Annotated in this window: 16 protein-coding genes; 2 read left to right on the top strand and 14 right to left on the bottom strand. The window is 42.9% G+C overall.

The genetic code is table 11. The features are described from left to right. Nucleotides 1–47 precede the first annotated feature (47 nt). The 4 genes from G601_RS0109570 to G601_RS0109555 form a co-directional block, all read right to left on the bottom strand. Nucleotides 48–1,541, bottom strand: coding sequence for an ArnT family glycosyltransferase (locus G601_RS0109570; RefSeq protein ID WP_026665205.1), 1,494 nt, complete (start codon nt 1,539–1,541; stop codon nt 48–50). Between the two features lie 106 nt (nt 1,542–1,647). Continuing rightward, on the bottom strand, nt 1,648–2,214 hold the full coding sequence (locus tag G601_RS0109565; protein WP_026492006.1) for a TetR/AcrR family transcriptional regulator: 567 nt from the start codon (nt 2,212–2,214) through the stop codon (nt 1,648–1,650). Next, entirely contained in the window at nt 2,129–3,706 is a 1,578-nt protein-coding gene (locus tag G601_RS0109560) for a phytoene desaturase family protein (protein ID WP_155834500.1), read from the bottom strand. Before G601_RS0109560 ends, G601_RS0109565 begins: the two co-directional genes overlap by 86 nt. A 164-nt stretch (nt 3,707–3,870) precedes the next feature. Further along, a complete protein-coding gene (locus tag G601_RS0109555; protein WP_026665203.1) occupies nt 3,871–5,052 on the bottom strand; it encodes a hypothetical protein in 1,182 nt (393 codons plus the stop codon). 240 nt (nt 5,053–5,292) lie between these two features. On the opposite strand from G601_RS0109555, the gene G601_RS0109550 reads away from it, so the two are divergent. Beyond that, nucleotides 5,293–5,943, top strand: a complete 651-nt coding sequence (locus tag G601_RS0109550) for an SGNH/GDSL hydrolase family protein (protein WP_026665202.1) — start codon at nt 5,293–5,295, stop codon at nt 5,941–5,943. On the opposite strand, the gene G601_RS0109545 is transcribed toward G601_RS0109550, so the two are convergent. After that, entirely contained in the window at nt 5,944–6,711 is a 768-nt protein-coding gene (locus tag G601_RS0109545) for a response regulator (protein ID WP_026665201.1), read from the bottom strand. It abuts the gene before it with no gap. A gap of 1 nt (nt 6,712) precedes the next feature. Then, on the bottom strand, nt 6,713–9,679 hold the full coding sequence (locus G601_RS0109540; protein ID WP_026665200.1) for an ATP-binding protein: 2,967 nt from the start codon (nt 9,677–9,679) through the stop codon (nt 6,713–6,715). 934 nt (nt 9,680–10,613) lie between these two features. On the opposite strand from G601_RS0109540, the gene G601_RS0109535 reads away from it, so the two are divergent. After that, nucleotides 10,614–11,156 carry a hypothetical protein gene (locus G601_RS0109535; RefSeq protein WP_026665199.1) on the top strand — a complete coding sequence of 181 codons (543 nt, stop codon included), beginning with the start codon at nt 10,614–10,616 and terminating at the stop codon, nt 11,154–11,156. 43 nt (nt 11,157–11,199) lie between these two features. Here the strand turns inward: G601_RS0109535 and G601_RS0109530 are convergent, their stop codons facing one another. The 8 genes from G601_RS0109530 to G601_RS0109495 all read right to left on the bottom strand — a co-directional run bounded on the left by G601_RS0109530 (nt 11,200) and on the right by G601_RS0109495 (nt 19,070). Beyond that, nucleotides 11,200–11,844 (bottom strand): AAA family ATPase, encoded by a 645-nt coding sequence (locus tag G601_RS0109530; RefSeq protein WP_026491999.1) that lies wholly within the window; start codon nt 11,842–11,844, stop codon nt 11,200–11,202. 148 nt (nt 11,845–11,992) lie between these two features. After that, nucleotides 11,993–12,703, bottom strand: a complete 711-nt coding sequence (locus tag G601_RS0109525; RefSeq protein ID WP_026491998.1) for an ABC transporter ATP-binding protein — start codon at nt 12,701–12,703, stop codon at nt 11,993–11,995. A gap of 3 nt (nt 12,704–12,706) precedes the next feature. Beyond that, complete coding sequence (locus G601_RS0109520; RefSeq protein ID WP_026665198.1) at nt 12,707–13,465, bottom strand: ABC transporter ATP-binding protein; 759 nt, start codon at nt 13,463–13,465, stop codon at nt 12,707–12,709. Nucleotides 13,466–13,467: 2 nt separating this feature from the next. Further along, nucleotides 13,468–14,511 carry a branched-chain amino acid ABC transporter permease gene (locus tag G601_RS0109515; protein ID WP_026665197.1) on the bottom strand — a complete coding sequence of 348 codons (1,044 nt, stop codon included), beginning with the start codon at nt 14,509–14,511 and terminating at the stop codon, nt 13,468–13,470. Nucleotides 14,512–14,515: 4 nt separating this feature from the next. Next, complete coding sequence (locus G601_RS0109510; protein ID WP_026491995.1) at nt 14,516–15,400, bottom strand: branched-chain amino acid ABC transporter permease; 885 nt, start codon at nt 15,398–15,400, stop codon at nt 14,516–14,518. A gap of 138 nt (nt 15,401–15,538) precedes the next feature. After that, nucleotides 15,539–16,762, bottom strand: a complete 1,224-nt coding sequence (locus G601_RS0109505) for an ABC transporter substrate-binding protein (RefSeq protein WP_026665196.1) — start codon at nt 16,760–16,762, stop codon at nt 15,539–15,541. Nucleotides 16,763–16,941: 179 nt separating this feature from the next. Continuing rightward, a complete protein-coding gene (locus tag G601_RS0109500) occupies nt 16,942–18,096 on the bottom strand; it encodes a hypothetical protein (protein WP_026665195.1) in 1,155 nt (384 codons plus the stop codon). Between the two features lie 263 nt (nt 18,097–18,359). After that, the gene (locus tag G601_RS0109495) at nt 18,360–19,070 is read right to left on the bottom strand and encodes a hypothetical protein (RefSeq protein WP_026665194.1); all 711 of its coding nucleotides are present in this window, start codon (nt 19,068–19,070) and stop codon (nt 18,360–18,362) included. Between the last annotated feature and the right edge of the window lie 44 nt (nt 19,071–19,114).

Raw genomic sequence — 19,114 nt, 5'->3', positions numbered from 1 at the left:
AAAGACCGAACCATTTTTAACTTACAATGGTTCGGTCTTTTTCACTTTTAATATGTATCTGTGCTAAATATCAGATAGGAATTATCCTGAAGGATCACGTGGCCGGAAAGTACACCGGCGTAGTCATCCCAGAGGTCCTTATCCACTATGATGATGGAGCCCGTATCGCTTAAGAAATTATCAACAGTTCCATCTACAGGAAGGAAGTCACAGTACATCTCGGCAGGTGCCACATATTCGGGCTCCCAGTGTCCCTGCTCAGAGTAGTCTCTGAAATCCGAAATGAGGTATACATTTCTTCCGGAATACTCTTTTCCGTACTGAGCTTCAAAGGTTTTCATATCCTCAGTAAATTCATCCACAGGATGTCCGCCTGTTCCTGCAAGGTTGATGTCATTTTTGATGCAGGGAATGATAAAGAAAAATGAAGCCAGCACCACAAGTCCAATTGAGGTAGCTGCAAGCAGTATCTTTTTACCCTTGGCTCTTACCGCTATAAAGCCGCACATTCTGGCAACAAGGATGCAAAGCGCCAGCTGTGAGGTGTAGGTGTACCAGTCGAGGTAGCTTCTCATGGTTGCAAAAAACAGCACCGGTACTGCAGTCCAGATGATAAAAAGATAGTTTTCCCAGACAAAATCACGTATTACGGTGATGTACTCTCTTCCTGTGAAGTGTCTTGCGATAAGCACTGCAGCTACTATAGTCACAAGTGCCACAATGAAAATCTCGCTTACATTGGAAGTCACAAAGTCAATTACAGGCTCCCAAAACTTGTTGCCTGAGCCGCTTACTCTGTCCACGGTCTCACCAAACATCAATGTATTTATGAACTGCACTCCATCAAACATCGATCTCTTTATCATCCATGCAACGGGAATTATTGCAGCAAGAAGCGCTGACAGCACTACCCTTACCGGTGACATGAAGGCCTTTTTGATCTTAGGAATATAGAGAAGTCCGATTATGAAAATAAGTGCTGCGTGAGGTCCCTTGCACATGAAGGCAAGGCCAAGCGCAAGGCCATACATATACATGTACTTTGCATTCTCTTCCATCTCATACAGTGACAGCATGGCTATCACAAAGAAGAAATTGAAAAAGGAGTCCATCTCAGCTGCCCTGTACATGTGGAATGTAAAGAAGGGCGTGCACGCCGCAAAAACAACGGGCGCAATAGCTGCTGAATACAGGTTATCTCTTTTTATCAAAAACAGGATGATAAGCAGAATTGTCAAAAGGCCGCCTAAGGCTGAAGGGAATCTTGCAGCAAAGCCGCTTGCTCCCAGCACCTTAAATGAAGCAACCATAAGGTCAAGACACAGCGGAGGCTTGGAATTAAAATAGTCCGCCGCATATTTATAGGTGTTTATTACCCAATTGCTCTGCTTATACATCTCATAAGCATTCGTGGCATGATACGCCTCGTCCGTCGAAATCAGATAATTAGCACCTAAGTTGTGAAACAGCATATACGCTGTAAGAAGCACTGCTCCGATCAGAACAGAAATCAATGCACAATTTTCAACTTTTTTCCCCATGATTCTCTCCCCAAAATGTAGAACTAAGTCAGGTGTCGACCACTTGATATAGTATATTCTAATACCATTTTGAGATATTTGCATCTAAAAATCATGAAAAGAGAAATCATTTCCTTAAAATATCAAGGAGCCAGTCAGGGTCTGGGGTGTCCAGATTCTTATTTATGGTCATCTCCTCCATTATTCCCTGGAAGGCTGACCAGAAGCACAGCGCAAGGAGTGTGGGGTCTCCCTCTCGGAAGATCCCGTCCTTTTGGCCCTTTTTTATAAGCTCTGCGGTGTTGTCCACTGCCTGAACAGACAGTGCCTCCTTCCTGACCTCCTCAGGCATGCCGGCTCTTCTGGCCTGTGCCATGAGAACGAACATGTTGGATACAAAGGGCTGCTTCTTGGCATAAAGGAACAGCTCTTCAAGCATTCCCTTTAAGAAAATATCCGCAGGAGCGCCCTTACTGTCACCGGTAGCGTTTGAAAAATCCTTGCCCCTTTTTACCAGCTCCAAAAGGAGCTCCTCCTTTGATTTAAAATAATGGAACATCAATCCGGTGCTCATGGGAACTGCGGCAGCAATATCACTGACCTTGGTCTCATGATACCCTTTCTCTACGAAGAGACTCAGCGCCGTCATCAATATTGCCTGTCGTCTCTCTTCCTTCTGTTCCTCTCTTGTCATTGTAATCCTCCATAGTAATGCTCTTTTTATGGCAAATTCTCTGGATTGCGAACTTGCCGTTAGTAACTGCAATGGGAAGTCCTCCGGGTGAGGTATTCCACTGACCTGCAAAGGTAAGATTTCTGATGCCCTTGATGTCGCCCTTTATCCTGATGGACTTGGCACCTGCTGTCGTGATAAAGCTCATGTAGCTGCCGTGATATGCATTGCAGTAGCGCTCATAGGTAAGAGGTGTCCAGGAGTCGAGGTATTCAAGGTCTCCCTTAATCTCAGGGAAAGCTGCCTCAATTCTCTTTACTATCTCATCAGAAAGCTTCATCTTAGCCTCTTTATACTCATCGGGGAACATTCCCTTCCAAACCTCATAGTCAGCATCCGTCTGGAAAATGCTGGTCTGGAGCACCTGTCTGTCACCCTTCACGAAGGTCTTGTCATAGCCATATACCTTAACATACATTCTGTCGAAGGTGGTAGCGCCAACCTTAAGAGGCTCTATATCTATGAAAACTGTCTCTCCTGGATTAAAGCTCTTATTTACTGAATATGCTGCCTGGAAGCCACTGGTTGCAGGATAGATATTTGCAGATTCATAGGCATTTTTCAAAGCTGCAGGCATGTATTTTCCACTGATAAGTTTTCCGAAAAGAACTGCCGTATCAACAGTTGCGATGTAGTAATCGCCCTCAGCCCTTGTGCCATCCTCGAAAAGAACAGCCTGTGCCTTTTTCTTATCCACTTCTATCTTAGCTGCGGATTTATTATAGAAGATCTTACCGCCAAGCTCCCTGAAGCGCTTCTCCATTCTGAGGGACATCTGGAGAGAGCCGCCCATAGGGATGTTGCCGTTGCCATCAGCAATAGTTGCATAGGATACAAGCAGTGAATAAGCGGTGTACTCCTTGGGCAGATAGTCGCACATGAGCTTCTGGATTATGGGAGCCTTGAATCTCTTGCTATAATCCTCAAGGGAGATATTTCCAAGCTCCTTCATCACCTTCACGAAGTCGCCCATCTCCTTACCCATGCGGATATAGTCGCCAATGCCGAACATGTCCAAAGGCTTATTGGCAGGAATGAGACACCTCTTGGAATATTCCACATACTCGATAAACTTACTTATCTCTTCGGCATCCTCAGGTGAAAGCTCTGTCAGCTCTCTCTTTGTGCGGTCAAGGTCAGCCCAGAGTGTTGCACTTTTACCGCCATGGCATGTGGTGAAAAATGAATCAAGAACGGCATACTGAGTATCATCTGACAATGCTCCCACAGTTTTCCATACGTCGTAGAGCTCTGTATCCTTCCTTGTTCCTGTGAGCCAGTGAATGCAGTTATCGATGTGATAACCTTCCCTGTTCCAGCCGATGCACTCTCCGCCGGGAATCGAATTCTTCTCATAGATCTCAGCCTCCATACCGCACAGACGCGCATATATTCCTGCTGAAAGTCCTGCTACTCCGCCACCGATTATTACAACCTTCTTCTCTTTTTTCATGCCTTTTGTCCCCATTCGTTTTTATTGAATATCAATTCATTGAATATATATTCAATATAATCATATCACGGATTTTTGTCAACTGTTTTTATGAAAAAAGATATAAAAAGCTCCCAGTATTTCAGAATCAGAAATACCGGGAGCTGTCACGAGTCTTATTTAATTTAATATACTGCTATGTCGCTTAACATTGCATCGTTGTAGATACCACCAAAATCGGAATCCTGCCAGGTTGTTCCGCCTGTTCCCCAGGCATCAACGAACTCTCCTGTCTTCTCATCAAAGTTGGCATTCTTGTAGGTAATATCTGTGGTGCCGTCCATGAGCTGCTCCTCTGATGAGTAGTTGACGTTAACTATGCCATTTTTCCTGCGTAAGATTCTGTCTACCCTGTAGCCTGAGCCCTTGATCTTGCCGGCGAGGTCAAAGCCAACTATCTTCTCCAGCTCTTCCTCTGTGATATCGGTTCCACCATATTCCATGAAGTCCTTCTTCTCACTGTCGTAGTAGAAATAATAGGGCTTCCAGGTGTGTCCTGTCCACATGTAGGATGACTCATCACCTTCAACATAATTAAGGTAGCCGTCGTAGGCACTGTAGGTCATGGCGATGTTCTCAATGTCAGCGCCGGGGTAGAGGTCTCCAAGCTTGGAAATATTGGACTCCACCAGCTGATCTCCGTCAATATAGTAGACGTAGGTAAGCTGTGCTGTCACATAGGCTTCATCAAAGGCTACGAAATATCTGTTACCTGCATCCATAACCCAGAACACATTGCCATCATCATTCATGGCAAGAGTTCCCGAATACACCTCTCTGCAGATATCGTCATTTACAAAATATACCTTGCCATCGCACCATCCGAGCTCATCATCGGGCCCCTTGCCCACATAAACAAGTCCCTCGTATGTGCCGTTGCCATCAAAGTCGTTAAGACTGCAGCAGAGTATATCCTCATAGGCAGAGCCTGTCTCTGTTATGACCTTATCGAAGAACTCTTCCATCTTTTCCTCGGAAATCGGCTCACTTATAGGATTCTCTTCCGGAGCGGCACTGAGAGGTGTCTCGGTCTCCTCTATTTGTTCTGTGTCTTCCGCAATTTTTATATCTTCTGTCTTTTCTTCGTCTATTTTATCTGTATCTACTGTATCTTCTGTTATTTCAGGTTCTTCTGCTTTTACTGTTTCTTCTGCTTTCTCTGTCTCCTCGACCTTAACGGTATTCGCCTCGGAAGCATTTACCACTACCTGGCTCTCCCCGGCCTCGGCTTTTTTAGAACTACAGCCTGTAACAGCGGCAGTAAGTGTACAAGTTAATAATAAAATGCTGAGAGTTTTCTTTTTCATAATACCTCCTGATACACCGGTGTCATGTACTACCAGTCATCCCCTGAGCAATATTATCTCCATGTCAAAAGTTACATATGTATCTATTATAACCGAATTTGACTTATCCTTCACCCGAAAAATGGTATTATCGGAACTTCGCACAGCCAGTTCCACTCATATTATAAAAATCAATCAAATTAACCCCCGGATATGATATTATTTACGGGTAGCAAATTCTATATAAATCAGAGGTTCATTATGGAAAAGAAAAGAATACTGTGTTTTGGAGATTCACTCACATGGGGATATGACCCGGAAAAGAGATCACGTATAGAAGAAAACAGCCGCTGGACAGGTGTATTGCAGACACTTTTAGGTGAGTCCTACAAGGTTATTGAGGAAGGTCACAACGGCCGCACAATAGCCACTGACGATCCTGCAGAGGGTGAGAAAAACGGCTTAAAATATGTTATTCCATGCATAGAAAGCCAGTCCCCGCTTGAAGTCATGATCATCATGCTGGGGACTAATGACTTAAAGAGAAAATTTTCATATTGCTCAATGGATATCGCCGGTGAAATGCAGATTTTCCTTGAGAAGGTTCAGGCCCACAACAGATTTCGCATGAATGATAAAATGAAGGTTCTGCTTGTCTCTCCTCCGCTTGTGGGAACCACAGGTAAAGGCTCCTGGCTCGAGGACTGCTTCGATTTCTTAAATGCCCAGAAGGTGTCCGCCGAGCTTGCTACCTGGTATAAACAGCTTGCTGAAATGTATGGCTGCGAATTCATTGATGCCGCAAAGCTCGTATCACCCAGTCCTGCAGACGGAGTGCATATCGACGCTGCTGCCCACAGAAAACTGGGACAGGCCATTTATGAAAAGCTTCACGAATCAAATCTTCTCTGATTACATATAGTTCTTCAGCTTCTGCTTTTCAAAAAACTCATCAATACTAGCAATAAGTTCAGCAGGGGGCATTGTCTTTAGGAGATATTTTTCAGGCTTAAGGGCAATAACCCCCATTACACTTTCCCTGTCAGATTTATTCGTAAGGAACATAACGGGAATATCACTTGTTCCCGGCTCACTCCTTAGCATCTCAAGGACCTTTGGTCCTGTGGTTACAGGCATCTCATAGTCAAGGAGGATCAGATCAACCTCGTTTTTTGCAAGAAAAGTAATTGCAGAAACTCCTGAATTTACCATGAATACCTGGTACTTTTCAGAGAGCCAGCTCTTTATTGTTCTGAGCATCGTACCATCATCATCAACCACAAGTATCTTCTTTTTCTGAAGTCGTACCTCTTCGTTTGCAACGACTCTCAGCATCTCACTTGCAAGCTGCTTGACATTAACCGGTCTCTCAAAAGCCGCTGCTATTTTCTCCTTGGAAATTATTTTATAGAACTTTTCAAGCTCGTCAGGTGAGCCTATGACACTGACTGAGATATCGCTCTCAACAGCTCTGTCACGAAGGTATACAAAAAGATCCCTCATCTTATCTATATCATCAATATAAATAAGATAAACGCTGGGCTTATACTCCATATGCTCGATTGCCGTAACATCCGCGGTAGAGGAAATAACTGTAAAGCCTTCCTCCTTTAGTTCCTTTGCAATCGATGTAACCATGAAGCTCTTTCCATCACCGATAAGAAGTACTCTCTTTTCCATCTCAATCCTCCAGTACCTGAAGCAGTGCATCTCTGTCAACTGCTGCCATGAGCTGTTTTACTTTTTCATATTTATCCCTGTACTGCGCAGGTATGCTGTAGTCCGCAAGCATATTCATAATTCCGTCCGCAGTGTCATAATCATAGGCTTCCAAAAGCTCCCTTATGTCCATAAACGCACGCTTTAATTCATCCTCAGGAATCTCAGGAAGATCTTCATCATCCGTGCCTGCATTTATCGGTGCGAGCATTTCCTTATAGCTTCTAAGAAGTGTTAAAAGTTCCGGTGTTTTTTCATTTATCTCATTTACATCCTCAGCGTTGCCACTATCCTCAAGGTGCGCCGCCATCTGCGAAAGCTCCATGGCACCAATTAGTCTTGCTGAGCTCTTAAGCGCATGAACACTGACAGTGTAGTTTCTATAGTCTTTATCCTGCAAGCACTTCTCGATACTCTCTGCCTTTGGATCTATTGAGATCAGGAACTCTTTTACCACATCCATAAGGAGCTCACGACTTCCACAGTTCTTTACTGCTTCCTGAAGGTCGATTCCCTTAAGCTGATCTAAAACATCACCTTCATCATCACCATTGGTGGCGTTAGAATCGTCATCACTCTCTGCATTTTCATCTGTCACTATCGTGATCTTCTCCTCAGGAAGATACTCCATAAGCATCTTCTCCAGAAGCTCGCCGTTTACCGGTTTTGACAGATAATCTATGAAGCCTGCTGCCAGATATTCCTCCCTTGCACCCTCTCCGGCATTAGCAGTGAGAGCTATATATGGCGCATCGGCAGATAGGTTATCGCTCATATCCTTTAGATTTTCCAGCGTCTGAATGCCATCCATTTCAGGCATCCTGTGGTCTATGAAAATAGCATCATACTTCTTTTTCTTTACAAGCTCCAAGGTTTCAAATCCGCTTTCCGCGGTATCAATTTTCACCTTAGTACGCTTTAAAAGTCCCTTCACAACCGTGAGATTAACCGGAGTATCATCCACAACAAGAATCTCCGCATCCGGCGCTATAAAGCTCTCACGATACTCCTTCTGGCTACTGAGGTATTCCCTGTACTTTTCCTTAAAATCTCCAAGCTCTTCCCAGCATGCAACGCCCTGCTTTACCTCGAATGAAAAATCTGAGCCCTCGCCGTAAACACTCTTAACCTCAAGCTTGGAATCCATAAGTGCCAGCAGCTTTTTCACGATGCTCATTCCAAGACCGGTTCCTTCAATTGAGCGGTTACGTATCTCCTCTATTCTTTCAAAAGGTGAGTACAGCTTTTCAAGATCCTCTTCCTTGATTCCGATTCCCGTATCGATTACCTGGAATCTCAGAAAGATGTTAGAGTCATCAACCTTTCTGCAGGAAACATTTAGGGTAATGCTTCCCTCTTCAGTGTACTTAACAGCGTTTGACAATATGTTGGTCACACACTGCTTGATTCTAAGCTCATCTCCCATAAGCTTTGTTGGAAGCGTTTTATCGATATTGATATTAAGCTCAAGGCCCTTATCTTCAGCCTTTACGGCTATGATGTTAAGGAGATCGTTTATGGTAGAGCTCAGGTGATATTCTGCCTCAAGGATCTCCATTTTTCCTGCTTCAATCTTGGAAAAATCCAGAATATCATTAACTATTCCAAGAAGAGAATTGCCGGCACTTTTCACGCTGTTTGCATACTCCAGAATCTGATCCTCGCTGCTCTCTCGAAGTATCATCTCGTTTAATCCAAGTACAGCATTTATGGGAGTTCTTATCTCATGAGACATGTTTGAAAGGAAAGCGGATTTTGCCTCGGAAGACTTCTGCGCCACCTCAAGCTCTTTTTCCAGCTCATACTCCGCATTCAGATGGTTTATGTAGTTCTCTATAGCTGCCACAGTATCCTTAATGGATTCATGCACCACCTGGATCTCGTCGTGGGTTCTTATATTGATCTTACATGCTTTTCTTCCGACTTCGACTTTCTTATCATCAGGAGCCCCGGCATATTCCTGCATAAAATCCGCCATGTTTCCAAGCGGCGTTCCTATAGTGACCTTTGTAAAAAAGTTGGCTATGCCGGCCATGGGAACACCAACGCAAAGCATTAAAAGCAGCATTTTAATGTCGTAGCTTATCGTTCTTTCATCAAATCTGTAATTTAACTTTTCAAACCTCTGTGAAAGGTCCTCCTGCGATAATTTCTCCCCCATATCAGAAAAAATTTCATCCTGGTGGACGGCATCAACAAAAATATTCCTGTTATCAGTGAACAGTACCATCATAAACACCGCTACTGCTATACCAAGTAAAAGCTCAACAGCAATGATAATTGCTGATATCTTGACACTTATCCTTGTTTTTCTGATTCCTCTTTGGAACTCCTTGTCTTCCTCATAATATCCTGTATACGCAACCGCTACCGGAAAAGGATACTTCCAGGTATCGGGCATCCTTGTGTAACAGAAATGAAAAATAAATGCGAGAATGATTATTCCGATGGCTTCTCTGCAAAAATACTTTCCGTAATCTCTAAATGCATCAAGATCATATTGATTAGTCGCAATTACCGTAAGGCACAGAAATTCAACAAGTGACGTGAGAATCAAAGTAATAAGAGCACATATCGCCGTTTTTTTCTTGGTGTAAAACCAATGGTATTGTCCAAAAATAGCAAAGCACATCGCCGCTGTCATATAAATTGACATAATGAATGCTTTGTCCATTTTGACACACAGCGTTACTATAAAGGAAATCAAAAAAACAATGAGCGTAATCAGATAGCCGTACAATCCGGCAAGAATCATGAAGGGCCATAAAAAGAATGAAATAGCCACACTACCTGCAGCCAGATACATAATCTCCCCATTCACAGCAGAATAAATGCAGCATCCTGATAATATCAGCAAAACAGTTATTCCGACTATTATGGTAGTTATAACTGTGGATTTTTTATATTTGTCGACTCCATATCCCAGCATAAAATGGTCCTCTCATTAACGATGTTGCGTTAATCTTTCCATAAACACTTCCCACCATGATGCGTATAGTTAGTATTATTGTAACATTCGGTGATTACCATTTTATAAAATATCGATAAAGAATGAAGAAAGTGGGGGGATGATTTGATGGGATATGTTTAGACCGAGATTGTAGGTAAAGGTGTATTCTAATTTTCTGTTATGTAAGGAGTGGGCTGGGGCGCGTTACGTCTATTTTCGTTATTATATTGTGGTTGGTTGCTCTGCGGGATGCAGGTTACGGATGGGGTTACGTCTATCCGCGAACAATTCTGCTGATTGATCCATCTGCAGAATGCACGTTGAGAGCCGCGTTACGTCTATCCGCGAACAATTCTTCTGCCTGGTCCATCTGCGGGTTGTTGATTGCAGTCAGCGTTACGTCTATCCGCGAGCAATTCTTCAGCCTGGGCTATCTGCGGGGAGAACGTTGAGAACGGCGTTACGTCTACCCGCGAGCAATTCTTCTACCTGGTCCATCTGCAGGCTGAGCATTATGGTTACCGTTACGTCTGCCACGATGAATTCTTCTGATTGATTGATCTGTGGAAAGCAGGTTGATGTTAATATTACACCTATCCATGAAGAAAGTCCCTAATCGGTTGCTCTACAGTATATTGATTCAATTTAAAAAACATCAGCCTCGCTCTTCATTGATGATATTTGTTAAATTTTTTAATTGAACACTTCCTCAATATGTGATAACTTATCAAAGTTAATTTCCTTTTTATTTATGCCCGAAGAAGCAAATAGAAAGGAAGATATATGGAAAAAAATCAAAATTTAGTTAGCTCTGAAAATACATCATTGGGAAGCACGCCCTATGATGATGTTTTCAGAACATTAGTAGTCGAGCACAAAGAATTAGTGCTAAGGCTCATCAACGCCTGATTACATGACCATTTTCGTTCATGTTCCAGATGGCAGATATGTGGATTACAAGGTACCCATTCTCAAATTGATCAACTATAGCTGTGACGACATCCTTAATAAGGAACTGTATTTCCTTATCCCTTTTTATCTGTTCAACTTTGAATCTGAATTTGATAAAATAGAGACAGGAGAACAGGAATTTGTAGACAGCTTCAAAGCCCGCTATCGTGAGATTTATGACAAGCTCAAGGAACGATATGAAGCAGGCCTGATTGATGCCAGAACTCATCAAAAAATCATAGAGCTGTCGAAAAAGGTAATTATGGCTCTTGCGAACAACAAATATGTTGTAAGAGAGGAGGCTGAAAAGATTATGGGCGGACAGGTACTTGTAACTGAAACAGAAACAGTATACAAAGCAGGTCAGGAATCTGGAAAAGAAGAACTCGATATTCTCTATTCCTGGCTTAAAGAACAGAATCGTACTGACGATATCCTCCGAGCTATCGGTGACAAAAATCTTCAGAACGAACTATTGGAAGAATACAAGAAATCAAACTGCTAACTTAAATAGCCCCCAGGAGCCAGGCTCCTGGGGGCTTTAATAATTAATCAAAGCAGTCTTCACCAAATCTAACCTTTGCGTAAGCCTTGATTGCTTCTACGCACTTCTCGAAGCCAAGCTTGCCGCTGTCGAGGCAGAGGTCGTAGTTAAGGGCATCTGTCCAGTGATGGCCTGTGTGATACTCGTAGTATTCTGCTCTTGCCTTGTCAATCTGAGCGATAAACTTCTCAAGGTCTTTTCCTGTAAGACTCTGCACCTTACCGGCCTCCTGCATGAGGAAGTCATGGTCTGCGTGAACGAAAACTCTAAGGGCATTGTCGTAATCCTTAAGCACAAAGTCCGCACAGCGTCCCACGATTACGCAGGGCTCGCCTTTTTCCGCAAGCATCTTGATGGCCTTGGCCTGGTTACTGAAAATATTCTCATCTGATGTGAGATCAGAATCGCCGGGCTTTTTAACTGTTCCGTCATAAATCGTAGAAATCAGTGAAAGCTTACTCTTCCAGCTACTCTTCACCTTCTCATCTGCTGTTACAAAGTAGCTCTCGTTGATTCCGCTCATCTCGGATGCAACCTTGGAAAGCTCCTTGTCGTAGTAATGTATTCCGAGCTCGTCCGCAAGCATTTTTCCGACGGTACGTCCGCCACTACCATACTGACGCGCGATTGTGATGACTATATTCTTCATGCTATTACTGTCCTCCTATACCCTCATCCGTCAGCTTCGCTGACACCTGTCTCCGTTCCACTTCGGTCCGCGCATAGCCAACGTCCCCCGGACGTTGTGCGCCCCCAAGGGGAAGGCTATTTTTTATCTCAGCATTGTTAAAGAATTCTTACTCACCAAGATAAGCCTTTTTGATGGATTCGTCGTTAAGAAGGTCTGATGCCTTGCCTTCCTTAACGATACTTCCTGTCTCAAGGACGTAAGCTCTGTCTGCGATGGTCAGCGCCTTCTTAGCGTTCTGCTCAACAAGAAGTACTGTCACGCCATCCTTATTCACATCCTCGATGATGCTGAATATCTCATTTACGAAAATCGGTGACAATCCCATTGAAGGCTCATCCATTAATATTATATCAGGATGTGACATGAGTGCTCTACCCATTGCAAGCATTTGCTGCTCACCACCTGAAAGAGTTCCTGCCACCTGATTTTTTCTCTCCTCAAGTCTGGGGAATCTCTTGTAGACCATCTCTATTGTCTTATCGAATTCCGCCATATCGTTTCTGGTGTAGGCGCCCATCTTAAGATTCTGCAAAACAGTCATATCTGCGAATACGCGTCTGCCCTCAGGTACCTGCGCCATTCCAAGGGATACGATCTTGTGTCCTGGTGTTGTTACCAGATTCTTATCTTTATAGGTTATCTCACCCTCTGCGGGCTTAAGAAGTCCTGACAGAGTGTGCAGTGTTGTTGTTTTTCCGGCGCCGTTTGCACCGATAAGGGCAACGATCTCACCCTTTTCTACATGAAAAGAGATACCCTTTAAGGCTTTGATAACGCCATAGTTTACGCTTAAGTTTTTTACATCTAAAAGTGACATATGTTACTCTCCCAGATATGCTTTTATTACTTCCGGATCGCTTAAGACCTCCTTGGTCTCGCCCTGCTTAAGAACGCGGCCGAAGTTCAGTACTGTGAGCTTCTCACAGATTCCTGATACGAGCTTCATATCATGCTCGATAAGAAGTATCGTCATGTCAAACTCTTTTCGTACAAGAGCGATTGTATCCATGAGTTCCGCTGTCTCGTTAGGGTTCATGCCCGCTGCAGGCTCATCAAGTAAAAGGAGCTTCGGTGATGTAGCCATGGCTCTTGCTATCTCAAGCTTACGCTGCTTACCATAGGGAAGGTTGCTGGCAAGAGTGTCTCTCTCTGAATCAAGGTCGAAGACCTTAAGAAGCTTCATAGCCTCTTCATCCATCTCCTTCTCCATTTTTCTGTATCTTCCAACATGAAGAACTCCCTCGATGCCGCTGTATTTAAAGCGCTCTGTAAGTCCCACCTTAACATTGTCGATTACTGACATCTGATGGAACAGACGGATATTCTGGAAGGTTCTTGCTATTCCGGAATGATTTATCTCGATGGTATTTTTCCTGGTGATATCCTCACCGTCAAGGTGGATGATACCTTCATTCGGCTTATATACGCCGGTGAGCAGGTTGAACACGGTAGTCTTGCCGGCACCGTTAGGTCCGATCAGTCCGTAAAGCTCTCCCTTTTCTATTTCAAGGCTGAAGTCGTCAACGGCTCTCAGTCCTCCAAATGCAATACTTAAATTATTAACCTGAAGTAATTTCATAGTTACGCATTCCTTTTAATAAACTTGTGTGCTACCTTCTGCCTCCACTGAACTGCTGCGGGTGCCCAGTTAAAGAGCATCATCACGATAAGCACGATTGAATAGATGAGCATTCTGTATGTATTAAGGCCTCTGAGCATCTCAGGAAGCAGATACAGAATAGCTGCTGCAATGACTGAACCTCTGATGTTTCCGATTCCTCCAAGCACCACATACACCAGGATCATGATTGATGCGTTGTAGCCGAAGTACTGTGAAGTAGCTGTCAGTGATGTGATGTTGTGTGAAAACAGAACGCCTGCAGCTCCTGCAATGGCAGCGGAGATTGTGAAGGCCATCATCTTATAACGGGTTACGTTGATACCTGCTGATTCAGCTGCAATGCTGTTGTCACGAACAGCCATGATCGCACGTCCGTCTCTTGAGTTCATAAGATTAAGAACTACAAAGAGTGAAAGCAGAAGCACCACTATTGCTATAGTGAAATTAGCATCTCTGGGAGTTCCTGTAATTCCCATGGCTCCGTTGATAACAACCTGTCCATCAGGCTCCATGCCAAGCTCCATCACATTGTTCATTGAAATGTGAGGTCCCTTGGAATCCACACCAAAGTAAATTGCATTGATTACGTTTTTAATGATCTCGCCGAAGGCCAGTGTGACAATTGCAAGGTAGTCACCCTTGAGCCTAAGTACGGGAATACCTATTAAAAATCCAAACAGCGCTGCAAATGCGATTCCAATCACAAATGCCAGGAAAAATCTGGGCGCTGTGGGAATAGTATTCTGAGTTAATTTTGAGAAAACAGCACTTGAAAAAGCACCAATACACATAAATCCGCAGTGTCCGATACTCAGCTCTCCAAGAATTCCAACACAGAGGTTAAGCGCTACTGCTATTATTGCGTAATAGGTCATCGGTACTAAAAGTCCCTTCAAATGACTTGAAAGGTTGCCTGTTTTCATAAGGATTTCCATGATCAGATATAAGGCGATCACGATTCCATAAGTAATTAAGTTATCTCTAAGTCTCTTTTTTGCAGCCATATCATTACACCTTTTCTTGAATTTTTTTACCTAAAAGGCCAGTGGGCTTAACAAGGAGCACCACAATGAGAATACCGAACACGATAGCATCTGACAGCTGTGATGAAATGTAAGTTCTGCTGAGAATCTCTACGATTCCGAGAACAAGTCCACCGATCATCGCGCCGGGGATGGATCCGATTCCTCCGAATACTGCAGCAACGAATGCCTTAATTCCGGGCATCGCACCGAGATAGGGAGACAGTGAAGGATATGCTGAGCAAAGAAGCGCACCTGCGATTGCAGCCAGTGCTGAACCGATTGCGAATGTAAGGGAAATTGTCTTGTTTACATTTATTCCCATGAGCATCGCAGCACCCTTGTCCTCAGCAACGGCAAGCATAGCCTGTCCTTCCTTGGTCTTGTGAATGAAAAGCTGAAGTACAATAAGAATTACCACACTTGAAAGGATGGTAATGATTGTTACACCCTGAATCTTCAGGTCGCCACCTGCAAAGGAAAGTCCCTGCCATGAAACAACTGAAGAGAATGATTTGATATCTGCTCCGAAAATAAGAAGAGCAAGATTTTCAAGGAAATAACTAACACCAATCGCTGTAATAAGAACAGCCAGAGGAGAAGCTGCACCTCGTAGCGGTTTGTACGCGACCTTCTCAGTAGTCACACCAAGAAGTGTGCACAGTATAATAGCTGCGATGATTCCCACAAATGTATTGCCACTAAGTGTGGAACAGATTGTGAATATAACATAGCAGCCCACCATGATGAAATCGCCATGCGCGAAATTCAACATCTTGGCAATTCCGTATACCATAGTGTAGCCCAGGGCGATTATCGCATAAATGCTGCCCAGACTAAGTCCGTTAATAAGGTAGATTAAAAAACTCATCTTTTCCTCCGACAATCAATAATTTTTCATAAGGAATTTCTAACGAATACGAGGAATGCCTGTGACAGCATTCCTCGCAACCTCGCGATATTTTATTATATCAAAATTTAAAACTATTAGATACTAAATATTACGATATTACTCAGCTGTTACGTAAGCGCCATCCTTAATCACAACAGCCTTAGGCTCCTTGTTAGGCTCGCCGCTTGCATCCCATGTCATTGTTTCTGATGTAAGACCTGAAGCTGTGATCTTAACGATTGTGCCCTTAACTGCTTCGCAGAGATCACTTACGCTCATATCAGGTGTAGCACCGGCCTCTTCAAGGCACTGCTTGATGATGTAAACTGCATCATAAGCGTCTGCTCCGAACTGGTTAGGTGTCTCACCATATTTTTCCTGATAGTTCTTAACGTAGTTAACTGTGAGATCATCTGTTGCATCAGCTGCGAAAGGTGTAAGAAGCATAAGTCCCTCTGCAAGTGATGTGTCAAAGTTCTCAACTGTAAGGATACCGTCCATACCATCTACACCAAAGAATATAGGAGCAAATCCCATTGTGTTAGCCTGTGTAAGGATAAGTGAAGCCTCTGTGTAGTAGATAGGAAGGAAAAGAAGCTCTGCGCCTGCATCCTTAGCCTTCTGAAGCTGAACTGAGAAATCTGTCTTGGAATCAGCTGTGAAAGCCTCTGCAGAAACTACTTCGAATCCCTGGTTGGGAGCTTCCTGTGCAAATGTTTGGTAAATACCTGATGAATATACATCTGAGCTGTCATAGATGATAGCTACCTTAGATGCAAGCTTGTGGCTTCCGATATACTGAGCGGAAGCAAGACCCTGGTTAGGATCTGAGAAGCATACACGGAAAACATTGTCGTAGTTAACACAATCAGCAGCTGATGCTGAAGGTGTAAGCTGGAACATATTGTCCTCATGTGTATTCTCACTTACTGCAAGTGAGCATGCACTTGTGGTTGAACCTACAAGGAACTGCATACCCCAGTCCTTAAGTGTATTGTAAGCGTTAACTGACTTCTCAGCGTTAAGCTCGTCGTCCTCGCCCTTCATCTCAACCTGATATCCGTTGATACCACCGTTAGCATTGATCTCATTTACAGCAAGCTCAACTGAGTTAACAACTGCAAGTCCGTATGCTGCTGCACCACCTGTAAGAGGTCCGATAGAACCAATTTTAAAAGTAGCTCCGCTTGCAGCACCTTCTGATGCTGTTCCTTCTGCAGCCTCTGTAGCTGTGCTCTCTCCGCTTGTTGATGCTGCATTGTTTGAAGCATTACCGCCACATCCTGCAATTGTTCCTGCAAGAAGTGCTGTCGCAGCCATCACACTTACTAAACTCTTCATCTTCTTCATAAAAAGTCCTCCTCGTATAGAATTCGCTTTCGCGAAAGCCATTTGTATCATGTTTATACATGTATACAATCTTTTTTAATACTTTAAAGTAGTGTAGTGAAAAAGTCAAGCACAACAATGCCCCGGGCCCTTTTAAAAGCCCGGGGCATTCCCTTATCCAATACAATTACTTATTTCTTTACCTTGCACAAAGTCAGATATAGTCTTGAAGTTGTCTTACTTTTCTTATTGTAATATGTAATTCTCACATAAGTCTTTGTTTCAATATCCTTAGACTTAACTGTATATGTTTTCTCATTGTAGACGTTTAGGTTCTCATCACCAATTGGATCATCTATTATTGATGTATCAACTTTGCTAAGCTTTATCTTCTTGCCGTTCTTAGCCTTCTTCCATGTAACAGGAATCCAATCCTCTTCTTCGCTATCATATGCCAAATCAAGTGTAGATGCATAATCCTTCTTATAATTAATCTTAACTTTGCCTTCAGCGTTTTTATCTGTAACTACAACTGGCTTTCCAACTTCAATCTTCTTAAGCTTAAAGCCATCATTCATAGAAACCTTGATAACTCCTGATTTAGCTGTTGTTGTCGACCAACCATAATACTTAGCCCACATCCAATCCTTGTTAGCTGAACTTTCAGCTGCTGATTGAGCTATTAGTTTCCCACCAAATGTAATAGACTTGATCGGACCTCCGTCCTCTTTAGCTATAACCTTAATTGTCTTTTTAACAGTTGTTCCGTCTTTTTTTACAGCATCAAATTTAAGCTTATAGGTTCCTGCCTTAGTTGCATAAAGTCTTACTCTATAGCAGCCAGAATCATCGCCCTTTGGTCCCTTAGTCTCCCATTCAGCTTCTGAAATAGAAGTAATAGTACCATCGATATTTCTAAAATAGCATGTGCCTCCATTCTTTGCTATATAATCAGGGTATGTAGCCACCTTTTCTGTAGCAGGATCCGTATATTCCTTAGAGGCAATAACTTTAGCCTTTAAAGCTTTCTTGCTCCCCTTGAAATTCTTAAATTTTGCAACATCTTTCGTTGTTTTAATTTCTATGTATGAATTATATGTGCCTACCGAAATAGTAACAGCCTTTGGTATAACATATTTAACTGCACTTGGATCATATATAGTATAGTCTTTTTCAGAAATACTCTCCTTAGTATCCTCGTCTTTATAAGTTTTGTTTGTAATTTCGCCATCGGCATCTCTTTCATACTCAAGAATAACTTCAGCCTTAGCACTTATAGGTGTAATCAATGTGATTGAGAGCGCTAATGCAATCGCAGCAGCACCGATCTTTGTAATTTTGACCATGAATAATACCTCCTTCTCATAGAGAAATAAGACGGTTTTTCGTAACCGTTTTCCGTGACACCCTCATTCTAACATCACCAAAATCAAAGTCAATGCATGTAAAAATGCCGCTTTTTTCTGCTTTATAAATTGTTTATAATTTCGTACATTAAAAAATACAGAAGGCGCATGGCTTTTACACAATTTAATAGAGTATTGTTAGCCATACGCCTGAATGAACTTTATATTCATTTAATAATTAAAAATATGAAACTATTATTCTTTTATTTAAATATCTCCTTGACCAGAGCTTCGTATTCCTCCATGGAAATCTTCTGATCTTTAAATGTGAAATCACTATCCTGATCATAGGTATCGGATTCACTTTCCCAATATTCCGCAGACAAAGTGAAGTTTTCAACTGATTTACCATCCTCATATCTGTCAAAAACATAAATCTGCCTTCCACCATGGGAAGTGTCGCTGTGAACTATATAAGTTTTTCCTTCATAGTCTGCATAGCTAAGATATCCGGTAGTGCCTTCACCCTCAGTAAGGACGTAGACCTTGCCGTCTCTCTCATCAAGGTACATTCCACCATAGGGGCCGTCCATGATAAGCTCATCCTCGCCGTCATTATCAACATCAGCTTTCTCATCCCTTACAAAATAGCTCTCCCAGTCCTCTTCATCATGAGGAAGCTCTGAATAATTGAAGGAGCTCTCTGTTCCGTCCTCTGCTATGCGAATTGCAGGGATCTCATCATTTATAAATGCATCAAAAAGTGAACCCGATTCTGCAGTAGGCTGCTCTGTTACAGTCTGGTTAGTTGCACTGTCTTCTACTTTGCTGTCTTCTACTTTGCTGTCTTCCACCTCCGCAGAAGCTTCTTCTGTGGTTTTGCTGGTGGGCTGACTACATCCCAGTAAACCTGTAGAAGTTATCATCATCGCGCAAACAATTCCTAATCCCCCAAATGTTTTTTTCTTTTTCAATACTGTTCTCCTTTTCCTTAAATTTTCATATTATTTTATAACAT

This window comes from Butyrivibrio sp. FC2001 (genome assembly GCF_000424125.1).
Lineage (GTDB): Bacteria > Bacillota > Clostridia > Lachnospirales > Lachnospiraceae > Butyrivibrio.
This window is presented reverse-complemented; position numbering and strand designations above follow the sequence as displayed.